This is a genomic window from Kribbella sp. NBC_00889 (assembly GCF_045207705.1).
Classification (GTDB): Bacteria; Actinomycetota; Actinomycetes; order Propionibacteriales; family Kribbellaceae; genus Kribbella.
This window is the reverse complement of record NZ_CP108783.1, coordinates 3,528,897-3,543,294: the sequence shown is the minus strand read 5'-3', so window position 1 is coordinate 3,543,294 and position 14,398 is coordinate 3,528,897. Positions and strand designations below refer to the sequence as shown.

The window sequence follows — 14,398 nt, the reverse complement described above, 5'->3', positions numbered from 1 at the left end:
TTCCTCGCATGAAGGAACTGCGGTTGAGCGTGGAAGGCCCGGTCGCACGGGTGGTGCTGGACCGGCCCGAGGTGCGCAACGCACAGACCCCGGCGATGTGGCGGACGCTGGCCGACTTCGGTACGTCGCTGCCGGCCGACGTTCGCGTGGTCGTTGTGTCGGGGGAGGGGCCGTCGTTCTCGGCGGGACTCGACCGGCGGCTGATGATGGGTGAGGCTGTCGACGGCCAGGAGGCGTTGCTCACGCTCGGGGCGAAGCCCACCGCCGAGGTGCACGAGCTGATCGCCGGTTTCCAGGCGGGATTCTCCTGGTTGAGGCGGCCGGAGATCATCAGCATCGCCGCGGTGCAGGGTCACGCCATCGGCGCCGGCTTCCAACTGGCCCTGGCCTGCGACCTCCGTGTCGTCACCCCGGACGTCCGCTTCAGCATGCGCGAGACCGCGCTCGGCCTGGTTCCCGACCTCGGCGGCACCCAACCACTCGTCCAGCTCGTCGGGTACTCACGGGCGCTGGAGCTCTGCGCGACCACCCGCTGGGTGGAGGCGGACGAGGCGAAGGAGCTCGGTCTGGCGAACATCGTCGTACCGCCGGAGGAGCTCGCCGGGACGGTCAAGGATCTGACCGAGGCACTGCTGTCGCCGCTGCCAGGAGCGATCCGCGAGACCAAGGCATTGCTCCTCGGTGCCGCGGACCGTTCCTACCAGGACCAGCTGAAGGCCGAGCGGGAGGCCCAGGAGCGCCGGCTGAAGGAGCTCCTGGCAACCCTCGCCTAGTGCCAGTTGCTGATCTGCACGTCGCGCGGAGCGGGGTCGCCCGTACCGGTCTCGACGTACTTCTTCAGGCTCAGCAGGTACGAGCCCCACTTGGTGCTGCAGTGGTACATGAACTCGACCGGCTCCTTCCAGCCCTCGTGCTTGAACAGGACGATCGTGTAGTCGTCGGCCGTGCTGAGGTCGAAGCGGACCTCGGTGCCGATCCACTCCTCGGGACCGTGCACGACCTCCCAGCGGACGAGCTCGCCGGGCTTGGTCTCGAGCACCTTCATGCCGAACGAACCGCCGGCGACGGGGAAGTGGAAGTCGATCACGCCGCCGACCGAGTCGTCGCCCTGCGTGTCGTCGGTCCACCAGCCTGCGAGGCCAGGGATCGTGGTGAGGGCCTTGGAGACGTCCTCGGGGGACGCCGTGATTCCGATGCGATGCAAGATGTCAACCATGGGAGTGCCTCTCGTTCAGGTGTCTGTACTGCGTTGAATGGTTTCGGCGATCCGCTTGATGCGCTGGAGTCGGCGGTCCCAGGCGTCACTGACCGAGGTCAGTTGCGCGATCGCACGGGAAAGCTGTGATTCGTCCACGGTGTAACGCCGTTCGCGCCCCGACGGCTTGGCGTGCACCAGGCCGACCCGCTCGAGGACGGCGAGATGTTTGGCGACGGCCTGCCGGGTGACCGGCAGTTGATCGCTCAGGCCGGTCGCGGTCCCGCCGCCGTTCGCGAGCAGCAGGTCGAGCATCCGTCGCCGGGTCGGATCGCCGACCGCCGACCAGAGCCCGTCGTCGATCACGGCGCGGACACCAGCCGGTCGACGTACGGGACGAGGCGGGGGAGGAAGTAGTTCCAGCCGTTGATGTGATCGCGGTACTGCGCGTCGGAGGCCTCGTCGAACCCGGTCTCGGCGAAGCGAAGTACCGTGCCCGTGCCGGCGGCGACGAGGTCGAACGTCACCAGCAGTGAGTTGGCCTCGGTGGCTGTCTCGCCGTCGGGATAGTCCCACCGGAAGGCGAACCGTCGCGGCGGATCGGCCTCGATGACCGTGAGCGAAACGACCTTCCCGTCCGGCTTCTCGCCGAAGGACACGGTCCCGGTGGCGCCGGCGACCGGCTCGAGGTCCGCGTCGTCCGGCCACCACTCGCGCAGGTGCTTCGGCGAGCTGATCACCTCGTAGACCACCTCGGGCGCCGCCTCCACCCTGATCTCCCGCTCGATGGTCCGGTCCGCCATCTCACTCACCATCCTTTCGCAACCTTTGGTTGCCTATGACTGTAGAGCACTCTCATCGCATCCGCAACCATTGGTTGCATGACGGTGAGTGGGAACATTGTGATGACCTGAACTGTTGTGAAGCTTCACGACACAGGAGCGGGGAGGAACCGTATGTCCTCAGGGATGGCACGCGCCGGCATGGGCGCCTACGGCTGGCGGCGTCAGGATTCGTCCGTGGCCGGGCAGAAGCTCGCCAAGGGCACGCTGCGCCGGATCGCGCGGTTCGCGAAGCCGTACCGCTGGTACATCTCGGTGTTCCTGGTGCTCGTCATCCTGTCGGCGTTCATGGTCATCGCCTCGCCGCTGCTGTTCAAGAAGATCGTCGACGACGGCATCACCAAGGGGAACGCCGGACTCGTCACCGCGCTCGCGCTGGTGGTGGCACTGCTCGCCGTGGTCGAGGCCGCCCTGGGGCTGATGCAGCGCTGGTTCTCGGCGCGGATCGGTGAGGGGCTGATCTTCGACCTGCGGACCAAGGTCTTCGGGCATGTGCAGCGGATGCCGGTCGCGTTCTTCACCCGGACGCAGACCGGCGCCTTGGTGTCCAGGCTCAACAACGACGTGATCGGCGCACAGCAGGCGTTCACCTCGACGCTGTCCGGCGTGGTGTCGAACATCATCAGCCTGATCCTCGTGGTCGGCGCGATGCTCGTGCTGAGCTGGCAGTTGACGGTGGTGGCGATCCTGCTACTGCCGGTGTTCCTGATCCCGGCGCGGATCCTGGGTCGCCGGCTGGCCACATTGACGCGCGAGCAGATGAACCTCAACGCCGAGATGTCGACGGCGATGACCGAGCGGTTCAGCGTCGGGGGAGCGCTGCTGGTCACGCTGTTCGGTACGCCCTCGATCGAGAACCGGGAGTTCGGTGAGCGGGCCGGACGGGTCCGCGACCTGGGCATCCGGATCGCGATGCTCGGCCGGGTGTTCTTCACGGCGCTCACGCTGGTCGCCGCGCTGGCCACCGCCTTGGTGTACGGCGTCGGCGGCAACCTGGCCGTCCGCGAGGCGCTGACCGTCGGGACCCTGCTGGCACTGGTCGCCTTGCTCGGCCGGCTGTACGGCCCGCTGACCGCACTGTCGAACGTGCGGGTCGACGTGATGACCGCGCTGGTGTCGTTCGAGCGCGTCTTCGAGGTGCTCGACCTCGAGCCGATGATCAAGGACGCCCCGGACGCCCAGGAACTGCGCAGTGAGCGAGCCGGGGTCGAGTTCGACCACGTGGCGTTCGCCTACCCGACGGCTGAGCAGGTCTCCCTCGCGAGCCTGGAGTCGGTCGCTGTGCTCGACAAGCGGGTGTCCTCGCAGGTGCTCGAGGATGTGAACTTCGTGGTCCAGCCCGGTCAGATGGTTGCGCTCGTCGGCCCGTCCGGCGCCGGCAAGACCACGATCACCAACCTGGTGGCCCGCCTGTACGACGTGACCGGCGGAGCCGTGCGGGTCGGCGGGCAGGACGTACGCGAGGTGACGCTGCAGTCGCTGCACGACACGATCGGGTACGTCACGCAGGACGCGCACATGTTCCACGACACGATCCGGGCGAACCTCGCCTACGCGAAGCCGGACGCCACCGACGACGAGATGATCGAGGCACTGAAGGCCGCGCAGGTGTGGGAGTTGGTGTCGTCCCTGCCTGATGGTCTCGAGACCGTGGTGGGGGACCGTGGCCACCGGCTGTCCGGCGGCGAACGGCAGCGCCTGGCGATCGCGCGTTTGTTGCTGAAGGCACCGCAGATCGTCGTACTCGACGAAGCGACGGCGCACCTGGATTCCGAGTCCGAGGTCGCCGTACAGCGGGCACTCGACACCGCGCTGGAAGGGCGTACGTCGCTGGTGATCGCGCACCGGTTGTCGACGGTGCGGAACGCCGACCTGATCCTGGTCGTTGACCGCGGCAACATTGTCGAGCGGGGTACGCACGAGCAGTTGCTCGCCCAGGGCGGGGAGTACGCAGACCTGTATCACACGCAGTTCGCCGAGACCGGAACCGCCGCCGGCGTCTGAGCGAGCTACCTTGGTTCTGAGGGGTAGTGGGGGGAGAGCAGACGATGATCAAACTGGCCTTGGCACTCGCCGCGGGCTACGCCGGCTACAAGCTCGCGTACAACTCCGAGGACGGCCGTCACTACGGCGAGACCGGCGACCGAACGATCCGCACCACGGTGTCGCTGCTGATGGCCGCCCTCGCGGTTGGCGTCACCTATGCAGTCATGCTCCGGTTCTGACCCGCTACGAGGCGGAGGCCTTCTGTGGGTCGTGCTCCAGAAGGTGCAGGACCGGTACGCCGAGGTGGCGGCGGGCTGAGTTGGTCCAGTCCAGGTGGAAGAACTCGGCCACCACGTGCGGCCGGGTCAGGATGATGACCTCCTGGCCCTGCACGTGCTCCACCGTGGCGATCAGTGCGTCGATCGGACGGTCGTGCGAGATGCCGCCCTCCGCGTGGTGCCCGAGGTCTCGCAGCCGCTGGACGCTGCGTCCGCTGCAGCCCTTCGCCTCGGTGTCGATCGCCTTCTGCGCCTCGGCGAGATCCTGGCGCTGAGTGGCCAGCCCTGGACCGTACAGATCCGCGGTACCCAGCGCGCTGATCGAGGCCTCCACACCGGCCTCGGCGTTGTGGCACGGCACGAGCACGTGGTACGTGACGGACTCGGGCATGTCCTGGTGCAGTTCAACGACGCGTCTCGCGTCCGGCGCCGACAGTTCCTGTTCGACGAGCAGTACGACGTCGTACATCGCAACCTCCGGTTCCTACCAGTCGGTATGCCTCCATAGTGCCCCCAAGGCGGCCCGATGTGTTCGCTCCTGGCCGAGGTACCTGCTCAAATGATCAACTGGATCGTTCCAGCCGCCGCCGCCCGTAGGTGCGGAGCGCCCGCAGCAGGTCGACCTGCCGGAACGCGGGCCAGTAGAGGTCGCAGAACTCGACCTCCGAGCGCGTCGCCTGCCACAGCAGGAAGTCCGACATCCGGAGCTCCCCACTCGTCCGGATCACCAGGTCGGGATCCGGCAGTTCGGGCAGATAGAGGTGTCGACCGATCACGTCCTCGCTCAGCTCGTCAGCCACATCCTCCAGCGAACGCCCCGCGACCGCAGCCTCGTCCAGCACAGCCCGGACGGCGTCCACCACCTCGAGCCGGCCCGAGTACCCGATGGCGAGCGTCAGGTCACCCGCATCCGTCCGGTCACGCGTCGCCTCGACGGCCTCCTTCAGCGCACGGGCAGTTGTGTCAGGCAACAAATCCAGCTGGCCCGCGACGTGGAGCCGCCACCGGTGGTCGCGCCGTACATGCTCGGCCAGGACTGTCTCGGTGAGCTGCATGAGGTAGTCGACCTCGGCCGAGTCGCGGCGCCGGATGTTGTCGGCCGACGCCACCCACGCGGTCACGCACTGGACGCCTGCCTCGGAACACCAACGCAGGAACAGCTCCAGATGCTCCGCCCCGAACCGGTGGCCGACCCGCACGTCGTCGTACCCGGCTCGTCGTGCCCAGCGGCGGTTGCCGTCCATCGCGATCGCGATGTGCCGTGGCATCGGCAGTCCGGCCAGTTGGCGTCGCAGGATCCTGGCGTAGACGTCGTACAGGACCTTCATCAGCGTTGGGCGCTGGACAGTACGTCGGCCAGGTCGAACTTGATTGGCTCTTCCAGTTGCTCGTAGGTGCAGGACTCGGGGGTGCGGTCGGGGCGCCAGCGGACGAACTGTGCGGTGTGGCGGAAGCGGATGCCCTCCATGTGGTCGTAGCGAACCTCGACCACGAGCTCCGGCCGCAACGGCACGAACGACAGATCCTTGCCCGCCTGCCACCGGCTGCCCTCCGCGTTGCGCGGCGTACGGACGCCTTCCTCCTGCTTCGCCCACGCCCACGGGTGATCGTCGAACGTGGTGACCAGCGGCTGCATCTCCTGGAAGAGCTCCTTGCGCCGCTCGAGCGGGAACGCACCGATCACACCGACGCTCGCCAGCGTGCCGTCGTCGCTGTAGAGCCCGAGCAGCAGCGATCCGATCCGGTCCGGGCCGCTCTTGTGCACGCGGTAGCCGGCGACCACGCAGTCCGCGGTGCGCTCCGGCTTGACCTTGAACATCACCCGCTTGTCCGGCTGGTAGGTGACGTCCAACGGCTTCGCGATCAGCCCGTCCAGGCCGGCACCCTCGAACTGCTCGAACCACTCCGCGGCAGTGTCGCGGTTGGTCGTCGCCGGCGTGACGTGGATCGGCGCCTTCACATCGGCCAGCGCATCGATCAGCGCGGTACGCCGTTCCGCGAACGGACGCTCCATGTAGTCGTCGTCACCGAGCGCCAGGAGGTCGAACGCGACGAACCGGGCCGGCGTCTTCTCCGACAGCATGTTCACCCGGCTGGCGGCGGGGTGGATGCGCTGCTGCAGCACCTCGAAGTCCAGCCGGTCGCCGGACGCGCCGATCACGATGATCTCGCCGTCGATCGCGCACCGCTCGGGCAGGTTCGCCTTCACCGCCTCGACCAGCTCGGGGAAGTAGCGCGTCATCGGCTTCTCGTTCCGGCTGCCGATCTCCACCTCGTCCCCGTCCCGGAAGATGATCGAGCGGAACCCGTCCCACTTGGGCTCGTAGCTCATCTCCCCGCGTGGGATCTCCTTCACGGGCTTGGCGAGCATCGGCTTGACCGGTGGCATCACAGGCAGTCGCATCCCGTCATTCTCACCCACGGCCAACTCGTGGGCGATCGGGCGCGTCGAACCAGTGAGGACGAAATGACCAACTCGGGAGGTTGATCATGAAGATCAAGGGTCTATCCAAGGCCGGTGGGATGGCGGCCGCGCTCGCGGTTGCTGCCCCGCTCGTGCTCGGCGGTTCGGCGGCTCCGGCCGTTGCGGCCGGTGCCCAGACGGCCGCCTCGTGCGGTGCGTCGGTCGCTCGGCTGGATGCGGTCACCTACGCGGATCGAGTGGTCCGCGCCTGGGGTCGCGGTGACACGAGAACGACAGCTTGTTACGGCACGGCCGAAGTCACGCGTGCTCTGTTCGCGCAGGCGTCGCCGGGTGGGATCCACTGGCGCCGGACTTCCGCGGAAGGCGCGGTCGGGACGATCTACGTGACGTACCACGACGACGCCCGCGGCGGGAATCTCACCCTCGGGGTGGCGAACGCCGCGCCGGAGCTGCGTGGGCCGGACGGCTGGCACGCTGCGAAAGTCGTGAGCTTCGCCAACGAACCGCGTGCCTGGAGCGCGGTGCAGTGGTCCGACAACCTGGTCCGCGCGTGGGGCCGTGGCGACACGAAGTGGATGTCGTACTACGCGACGCCCGCGGTGACGAAGGCGTTGACACAGATCTCCGCATCCGGCGGACCGTCCTGGCGCCGGATCGCGACTGAAGGTGCGGCAGGTACGACGTACCTGACGTACCGGAACGACGCCAACGGTCACCAGTTGGTCGTCGGGATCTCGAACATCGGGCTCTCGCAGGGTGACGCGCACGTCGCCTACCGGATTCAGTACCGCTGACCTGGCCCCCGGCCGCCCCCGGGAGGCGGTGGACAGTGAACCGGACCGGACCGGACAATGCAGGGATGACATCGGTTCCGGCGGAGGGGACGCGTCCGTCGGACGCCGAGCGGGATCGTGCCCTGGCCATCCTGCGCGAGGGCGCCGGGACCGGGCGGCTGTCACACGACACCTTCGTCCGCCGGATGAACTTCGTCCTGCGTGCGCAGAGCCGCGGCGAACTGGCCGACGCCATCCGCGACCTGCCTCGCGAGGAGCCCCACGTCACCCGCCGTCTCCGGGACTTCCGTACCCGGCTTCCCCGGCTGGAAGTCATCCGCAGCCCCAGCCCGACCCGGCCACCAGCGCGGGTTGAGGGCTCGCCGGGTGCCGGGACCTCTGGGCGGCCGAGCGGTGTCGTCGGTGCCTGGTACGGGTTCCTCGAGCGGCTCGGATCCCTTCCGCGGGTTGGAGTCGTGCAGAAGACGCCCGCTCTGCCGCCGCCCGGGCTCGCGTTGCCGGCGCCAGGATCGCCGACGGTCCGGATCGGACGCGGGCCTGGCGCGTCGCTGCGGTTGGCCGACCTGTCCGTGTCCCGGTGCCACGCGGAGCTCCGGTATGTGAAAGACGGATGGATGCTGCGCGATCTCGGCTCGATGAACGGGACCCAGGTCAACGGCCTCCGGCTCACCACTGCGGTCCGGGTCCGGCCGGGCGACCAGGTCCGATTCGGCGGGGTGGCGTACGTACTCACCTGGACCGATCAGCCCGAATAGTTGCATCCGGTACCTGGGTACAGGTTTACCGTCGATCTCATGACCGATCACCTCGCCTGGGCTCCGGCCGCGTGCACCCTGCCGACCGCGGAGCAACCACTCCGGGTCGCGGAGTTCGACCAGCTCTTCGCCGACCACCTCCGCAGCGCCCACCGCGTCGACCCCCAGACACTCGACCTGACGCTCGCGGCCGAAGCCCGCGACGCCACCGCAGCCCTGACCGCCCGCGAGTCCGAGTGCTGCTCGTTCTTCACCTTCACCCTCACCGACCCAACCAACAACCAATTCCACCTACACATCGGCGTACCCCCCACCCAGACCGCGGTCCTGGACGCCCTGGCCGATCGCCTGTGACCGTGGTGCGGTCTGCGGGGCTCTTCGTGTTGGCCGCGCTGGCGGAGATTGGTGGTGCCTGGCTGGTCTGGCAGGGATGGCGTGAGCATCGTGGTCTGTGGTGGATCGCGGGTGGCGTCATCGCGCTCGGCGCCTACGGGTTCGTCGCGACGTTCCAGCCGGATCCGAACTTCGGCCGCATCCTCGCGGCCTACGGCGGTGTGTTCGTGGCCGGCTCGCTCGCGTGGGGAATGGTGGTCGACGGCTTCCGCCCGGACCGCTGGGATCTCCTCGGCGCCGCGATCTGCCTCGTCGGCGTCGTCGTCATCATGTACGCGCCGCGCAACTCCTGACCGTCAGCGATCGGCGATGATGCGGCCGCCGTCGAGGAACGGGTCGAACGCCCCGTGCGCCGTGGTACCGTCCTTGGCCGGGATGACCTCCTTGGAGTACTGCGCGATGTACACGCGCCGGTTCCGGTCGGTCAGGTTCGCCCCGCTGCGGTGGATGACGACGCTGGAGAAGACCACGATCGAGCCGGCCTTCGCGGTCATCGGGATGCCGGGATCGGAGCCGAAGTAGCAGACCATGTCGTTGAGCTCCGGGTCCTGGATGTGCTTGATGTACGACTTGATACCGGACCGCGAGTACGGCAGCAGGTAGACCGAGCCGTTCTCCTCGGTGACGTCGTCGAGGGCGATCCAGCAGGTGAGGTAGGGGTCGTGGTCCTCGTGCACATAGCCGGAGTCCTGGTGCCAGGCGAACGCCGTGTTCGGGTCGCCGGCCTTGATCACGTACTGCTCCCAGAACAGGAAGGCGTCGTCGCCCAGCGTCGCCCGGCAGATCTCGGCCATCGTGTCGCTGAACAGGAACTGCCGCAGCTCGGGCCGGTCCTGGTAGATCATGCTGCTGAAGTACCGCTTGCCCCGGTGGTTGATGCCGAGCGAGTCGGTGCCGGCTTCGTCCATGGCGGCGTCGAGCTTGTCGATCGAGTACTGCGCTCCGCCGCGCAGCAGCTCGAGTTGCTCGTCGGTGAGCACGCTGTCCAGCACGAAGTAGCCCTCGTCGCGGAACTGGGCCAGGTGCTGGGGCGTGATCAGGTCGGTCGAGGTCGTCATGCGGTCCTCCGGTCGGTCGGCTCGTTTCTGCCCTCCAAACGCTAGGGCGGCAGGGACCGGTAAAGAATGTCTCGGCGCGACCGTGGCATGAACATTTTGGCGTACCGTGGCTGCCATGGCGGAGCGGACGGTCGTCGCGATCTCCGACGGGCCGGTGACCAGGCTCGGTCAGATCGTGCTCGCGGGCGAGCTGGTCGACGACGAGCCGATCATGCCGTCGACGCTGCGGGTGATGGACGCTTACGTGCTGTCGGTGCTGATCGGGGGCGAGGGCAACTATCGCGACGCCGACGGGCGGGACGAGCGGATCAGGCCGGGCGCGCACACGATCGTGCCGCCCGGGTTCCCGCACACGTACGGCACCGATGCGGGCGAGCGGTGGACGGAGTTGTTCGTCGTGTTCACCGGACCGCTGTTCGACTCGCTGGCCCACCTGGCCGGCGCCGGACCGCGGTACCCGGTGCCGCCGCCGTCGATCGAGGCGCTGCGCACCGTACTGCGTTCGCCGCCGCGGACGCGCCGGGTCGCGGAGCATCAGTTGCTGGCGCTGGCCGCCTGGCTGATCGACACCGACGACACCGCGGACAGTCCCGAACTGAGCATGGAGATCGTGGACGCGATGGGCCGGCTGGCCGACGACCTCACCGCGAGCACGGACCTGGCGACCGTTGCCGCTGAGTCGGGGCTGAGCTACGACACGTTCCGGCGCCGGTTCGCGGAACAGGTCGGTCAGACGCCGGCGGCGTACCGGAGTGTGCGTCGGCTCCAGGCCGCGGCCACGCTGCTGCGGCTGACCGACCTGACCCACCGGGAGATCGCGCGGACCCTCGGGTTCGCGGACGAATTCCACCTGTCGCGCCGGTTCCGGTCCCACTTCGGTGTGTCGCCGCGCGAATACCGACGGTCCTGAAATCCGCCTTGACACCTCGCCGGTAGTGAGATGGGGTGGTCTGAAACCGGTTTCAGACCAAACGCCCTGGAGGACTGATGAGCACCGGAACCACCGCCCGCGAGGACTGGGAGCAACGCATCGCGAGTCGTTCCGACGAGCGCGAGGCCGTCCCCGTGCCGGAGCTGCCACCGCCCGCCGGCCTGACCGCCGTCGAGGGCCTCGGACACGTGACGCTGCGCTGGGAGCCGGTGGACGGCGCGATCGGCTACCTCGTGCACCGTGCGCCGGCCGGTTCGCCGCACGCGGACCTGGCACCCGTCGACCACCTCGGTGGTGACGTCCTGTCGGTCCCGGAGACGTGGTACGTCGACACCACCGGCGAGCCCGGTACCGCCTACGACTACGCCGTCGCCTCGGTGCCGACCGTGACCGAGCACGGCGAGGTGGGCGAGCCGGTCACCGCCACCGCGAAGCCCGCAGGCGGAAGCGTCCCAGTGGTCGACCTGACCGTCGCCACGGCAGCGGACGGTACGCCGCTCGCGAAGCCCTGGCAGCCGATGATCGGCAGCGAGCGGCTGAGCCAGCTGCTGTGCACCGACACCTCCGGCGGCCAGGTGATCGGGACCGAGCTGGAAGCCGCGCTGCGTCGGGTCCACGACGAGATCGGCGTCTCGACCGTGCGGGCGCACGCGATCCTGCACGACGACCTCGGCGTCTACCGGGAGGTCGACGGCGAACCGGCGTACGACTTCAGCCGGATCGACGAGGTGTACGACAAGCTGCTCGCGATCGGCCTGCGCCCGTGCGTCGAGCTCGGCTTCATGCCGCGCGACCTGGCCAGCGACCCGGACCGAACGGTCTTCGAGTACTCCGGCATCATCTCGCCGCCGAAGGACTGGGATCGCTGGTCGGACCTGATCGGCTCGCTGGTGCGGCACCTGATCGACCGGTACGGCGCGGACGAAGTACTGCACTGGGACTTCGAGGTGTGGAACGAGGCCAACCTCGAGGTCTTCTGGTCCAGCTCCCGCGACGAGTGGATGCGGCTGTACGACGTGACGGCCGCCGCGGTGAAGGCGGTCGACCCGCGGCTCGCGGTGGGCGGACCGTCCTCGGCGGCCGCCGGCTGGGTGGACGAGCTGCTGGAGCACACCAGCCGATCCGGAGCGCCGGTCGACTTCGTCAGCACTCACACCTACGGCAACTCGCCGCTCGACCTGCGGCCGACGCTGGCCCGGTACGGCAGTACGGCGCGGATCCTGTGGACCGAATGGGGCGTCACCCCGACGCACTTCAATCCCGTCAACGACAGCGTCTCCTCGGCGACGTTCCTGCTGCACGGGATGCGTTCGGCGTCGGGCCGGCTGGACGCGCTGTCCTACTGGGTGGCGAGCGACCACTTCGAAGAGCTCGGCCGGCCGCCGCGACTGCTGCACGGCGGGTTCGGGCTCATCACTGTCGGCGGGATCGCCAAGGCGCGCTACCACGCGCTGCATCTGCTGTCCCGGCTCGGCGACACCGAGCTGCCGGTCACGGCGTCAGGCGACGGCGCCGACGGACTGGTGCAGGCCTGGGCCTCACGCCATGACGACGGCAGCCTGAGCATCCTGGTCTGGAACCACACGCTGGACCAGGGCAAGGCCAGTGGCGATTCGGCCCTCCGTCGTACCGTCCGGCTGCACGTCCAGGACGGCGGTACGGCGCGAGTCACCCGGCTGGACGCGGACCACGGCGACATCGCGACCCTTGCCGACCGGATCGGCGTACAGGACTGGCCGACGGACGAGCAGTGGGACGAACTGCGTCGAGCCGACCAGCTGGTTGCCGAGCCCGTCGAACTCACCGCCGGAGTCCTCGAGCTCGACCTGCCACAGCCGTCGGCAGTCCTGATCCAGGTCACTGTCTGATCCCGTTCCCGGGCGCGTGGTTCAGGCGATGTCTCGCGCGCCCGGGCGGGGGATGGCGGCCAGTAGCTTGCGGGTGTAGGGGTCCTTGGCCTGGCCGATGACATCGAGCGTCGGGCCGCGCTCCACCATCACGCCCTGGTTCAGCACCATCACATCGTCGGCGAGTAGCCGGGCGCTGAGCAGGTCGTGGGTGATGTAGAGCATGGCGATGCCGCGGTCGCGAACCAGCTTGTCGAGCAGCGCGATGATCTCGGCGCGGATGGACACGTCGAGCATCGAGATCGGCTCGTCGGCGACGACCACCTCGGGCTCGGGTGCCAGCGCCCGTGCGATGACCACGCGCTGACGCTGGCCGCCGGACAACTGGTGCGGCAGCTTGTCCAGGTACTGCTCCGCCGGGCTCAACCCGACCGTCTCCAGCAGCTCGGCCGCCCGCGCGCGTGCCTGGGCGCCATCCAGACCTAGGTGGTTGCGCAGCGGCCGGCTGAGGGCGTACGCCACGGTCCGCGTCGGGTTAAGCGCGGAGAAGGGGTCCTGGAAGACCAGCTGGACGTGCCGCCGGTACTTCCGCAGTGCACCACGGCCCAGGTGGTCGACCGGCTCGTCCTTGAACCGGATCGATCCGGCGGTCGGGCGCTCCACGCCGGTGAGGATGCGGGCGATCGTCGTCTTGCCCGAACCGCTCTGGCCGACCAGCGCCGTGACCCGGCCCGGTCGCAGCGCGAACGACACGTCGTCGACGGCCTGGGTGACAGTCGTGTTCAGCCCGCGCCTGCTCTTGTAGACCTTGCTGAGGCCGTCCACGACGAGCACCGGCTCCGCGTCGATCCGCTCCGACAAGCCGGCGGCGAACACCTGATCTCGGCGGCGCAGCTCCGCTGCCTTCTCCAGTACGACGCGGGCGTCGCCGGACTGCTCGACGAGCAGGCACCGCACCTGGCCGAGACTCGCGGGCAGCAGTTCGGGGTGCACGGTCCGGCAGGCGTCCACCGCCACCGGACAGCGCAGCTGGAACAAGCAGCCGGCGTGCGACTGCGACAGGTCCGGCGGCCGGCCCGGGATGAACTCGACCTCGACGACCTGGTCCCGCGGGTCGGCGTACGAACCGAGCAGACCGGCACTGTACGGGTGCAGGTGGCGCGTCACCATCTCCGCGGCCGGCTGGTCCTCGACGATCTCCCCGGCGTACATCACCATCACCCGGTCGGCCAGCTCCATCACCGTCCCGAGGTCGTGGCTGATGAACAGTACGGCGAAGCCCAGCCGTGCCTGCAGCTCGCGGAGCCGGTCGAGTATGTCGCGCTGCACCACGACATCCAGCCCTGTGGTCGGCTCGTCGAGCAGCACGAACCGCGGCTCGAGAGCCAGCGCCAGCGCGAGTGCGACCCGCTGCTTCATGCCGCCGGACAGCTCGTGCGGGAACCGGCTCAGCACGGAGCGGTCCAGCGACACCATCTCGAGCAGCTCGGTGGCGCGGGCGTCGCCGTCCAGGTCGTTGCCCAGGGCATCAGAGTGTGCCTCGAACGTGTCGGCGAACTGGCGCCGCACGGTGATCACCGGGTTGAGCGAGTTCATGCTCGACTGGAAGACCGTGGACAGGTCGACCCAGCGCAGCGACCGCAGTTCGTCCTCGGGCGTCGTGGTCACGTCCCGTCCGTCGAACCTGATCGTCCCGCCGGTGATCGCGGCCGGCCGGTCGAGCAGCCGCAGTACGGCGTTGCCGAGCGTCGACTTGCCGCAGCCGGACTCGCCGAGCAGGCCGACGAACTCGCCGTCGTGAACTTCGAAACTGACCCGGTCCACCGCCCGGACGGCGGCGGAGTCGCGCGGGCTGTACGTGACGCTCAGGTCGCTGACCTCGAGCAGAGCCATG

The 14,398-nt window shown here is 68.7% G+C and carries 17 protein-coding genes; 9 read left to right on the top strand and 8 right to left on the bottom strand.

The annotated features are described in order from the left end of the window. Positions 1 to 8: 8 nt before the first annotated feature. Entirely contained in the window at positions 9 to 773 is a 765-nt protein-coding gene (locus OG817_RS17265; protein WP_406055865.1) for an enoyl-CoA hydratase/isomerase family protein, read from the top strand. Here the strand turns inward: OG817_RS17265 and OG817_RS17260 are convergent. The 3 genes from OG817_RS17260 to OG817_RS17250 are packed head-to-tail and all read right to left on the bottom strand — an operon-like array spanning position 770 to position 1,998. Next, the gene (locus OG817_RS17260; protein ID WP_406055863.1) at positions 770 to 1,216 is read right to left on the bottom strand and encodes an SRPBCC domain-containing protein; all 447 of its coding nucleotides are present in this window, start codon (positions 1,214 to 1,216) and stop codon (positions 770 to 772) included. The genes OG817_RS17265 and OG817_RS17260 overlap by 4 nt on opposite strands. A gap of 15 nt (positions 1,217 to 1,231) precedes the next feature. After that, entirely contained in the window at positions 1,232 to 1,561 is a 330-nt protein-coding gene (locus OG817_RS17255) for a metalloregulator ArsR/SmtB family transcription factor (RefSeq protein WP_360439280.1), read from the bottom strand. Further along, entirely contained in the window at positions 1,558 to 1,998 is a 441-nt protein-coding gene (locus OG817_RS17250; RefSeq protein ID WP_406055860.1) for an SRPBCC domain-containing protein, read from the bottom strand. The genes OG817_RS17255 and OG817_RS17250 overlap by 4 nt, the downstream gene beginning before the upstream one ends. 153 nt (positions 1,999 to 2,151) lie before the next feature. Between OG817_RS17250 and OG817_RS17245 the strand changes: the two genes are divergently transcribed. Both OG817_RS17245 and OG817_RS17240 read left to right on the top strand, forming a co-directional pair. Continuing rightward, entirely contained in the window at positions 2,152 to 4,041 is a 1,890-nt protein-coding gene (locus OG817_RS17245; protein ID WP_406055858.1) for an ABC transporter ATP-binding protein, read from the top strand. A 44-nt stretch (positions 4,042 to 4,085) separates the two neighbouring features. Further along, a complete protein-coding gene (locus tag OG817_RS17240) occupies positions 4,086 to 4,262 on the top strand; it encodes a hypothetical protein (RefSeq protein WP_396390042.1) in 177 nt (58 codons plus the stop codon). Between the two features lie 4 nt (positions 4,263 to 4,266). Here OG817_RS17240 and OG817_RS17235 read toward each other — a convergent pair whose 3' ends face one another. The 3 genes from OG817_RS17235 to OG817_RS17225 all read right to left on the bottom strand — a co-directional run bounded on the left by OG817_RS17235 (position 4,267) and on the right by OG817_RS17225 (position 6,705). Beyond that, positions 4,267 to 4,770 (bottom strand): hypothetical protein, encoded by a 504-nt coding sequence (locus tag OG817_RS17235; RefSeq protein ID WP_396390044.1) that lies wholly within the window; start codon positions 4,768 to 4,770, stop codon positions 4,267 to 4,269. A gap of 94 nt (positions 4,771 to 4,864) precedes the next feature. Next, the gene (gene uppS, locus OG817_RS17230) at positions 4,865 to 5,629 is read right to left on the bottom strand and encodes a polyprenyl diphosphate synthase (RefSeq protein ID WP_396390046.1); all 765 of its coding nucleotides are present in this window, start codon (positions 5,627 to 5,629) and stop codon (positions 4,865 to 4,867) included. Beyond that, entirely contained in the window at positions 5,629 to 6,705 is a 1,077-nt protein-coding gene (locus tag OG817_RS17225; RefSeq protein ID WP_406055855.1) for an ATP-dependent DNA ligase, read from the bottom strand. Before OG817_RS17225 ends, uppS begins: the two co-directional genes overlap by 1 nt. Positions 6,706 to 6,791: 86 nt before the next feature. On the opposite strand from OG817_RS17225, the gene OG817_RS17220 reads away from it, so the two are divergent. The 4 genes from OG817_RS17220 to OG817_RS17205 all read left to right on the top strand — a co-directional run bounded on the left by OG817_RS17220 (position 6,792) and on the right by OG817_RS17205 (position 8,961). After that, complete coding sequence (locus tag OG817_RS17220) at positions 6,792 to 7,520, top strand: hypothetical protein (protein WP_406055853.1); 729 nt, start codon at positions 6,792 to 6,794, stop codon at positions 7,518 to 7,520. A gap of 65 nt (positions 7,521 to 7,585) precedes the next feature. After that, positions 7,586 to 8,275, top strand: a complete 690-nt coding sequence (locus OG817_RS17215) for an FHA domain-containing protein (protein ID WP_406055851.1) — start codon at positions 7,586 to 7,588, stop codon at positions 8,273 to 8,275. Between the two features lie 39 nt (positions 8,276 to 8,314). Continuing rightward, positions 8,315 to 8,629, top strand: coding sequence for a hypothetical protein (locus tag OG817_RS17210; protein WP_406055849.1), 315 nt, complete (start codon positions 8,315 to 8,317; stop codon positions 8,627 to 8,629). Continuing rightward, positions 8,626 to 8,961 (top strand): YnfA family protein, encoded by a 336-nt coding sequence (locus OG817_RS17205; RefSeq protein WP_360439252.1) that lies wholly within the window; start codon positions 8,626 to 8,628, stop codon positions 8,959 to 8,961. Before OG817_RS17210 ends, OG817_RS17205 begins: the two co-directional genes overlap by 4 nt. A 3-nt stretch (positions 8,962 to 8,964) precedes the next feature. Here the strand turns inward: OG817_RS17205 and OG817_RS17200 are convergent, their stop codons facing one another. After that, positions 8,965 to 9,726: a phytanoyl-CoA dioxygenase family protein gene (locus OG817_RS17200; RefSeq protein WP_360439249.1), complete on the bottom strand. Its 762-nt coding sequence runs from the start codon at positions 9,724 to 9,726 to the stop codon at positions 8,965 to 8,967. Positions 9,727 to 9,841: 115 nt separating this feature from the next. Here OG817_RS17200 and OG817_RS17195 point away from each other — a divergent pair, with 115 nt between their 5' ends. Then, entirely contained in the window at positions 9,842 to 10,636 is a 795-nt protein-coding gene (locus OG817_RS17195) for an AraC family transcriptional regulator (protein ID WP_406055847.1), read from the top strand. Positions 10,637 to 10,713: 77 nt separating this feature from the next. Beyond that, complete coding sequence (locus OG817_RS17190; protein WP_406055845.1) at positions 10,714 to 12,525, top strand: GH39 family glycosyl hydrolase; 1,812 nt, start codon at positions 10,714 to 10,716, stop codon at positions 12,523 to 12,525. A 21-nt stretch (positions 12,526 to 12,546) separates the two neighbouring features. Here the strand turns inward: OG817_RS17190 and OG817_RS17185 are convergent, their stop codons facing one another. Further along, positions 12,547 to 14,397, bottom strand: coding sequence for an ABC transporter ATP-binding protein (locus OG817_RS17185; RefSeq protein ID WP_406055843.1), 1,851 nt, complete (start codon positions 14,395 to 14,397; stop codon positions 12,547 to 12,549). Between the last annotated feature and the right edge of the window lies 1 nt (position 14,398).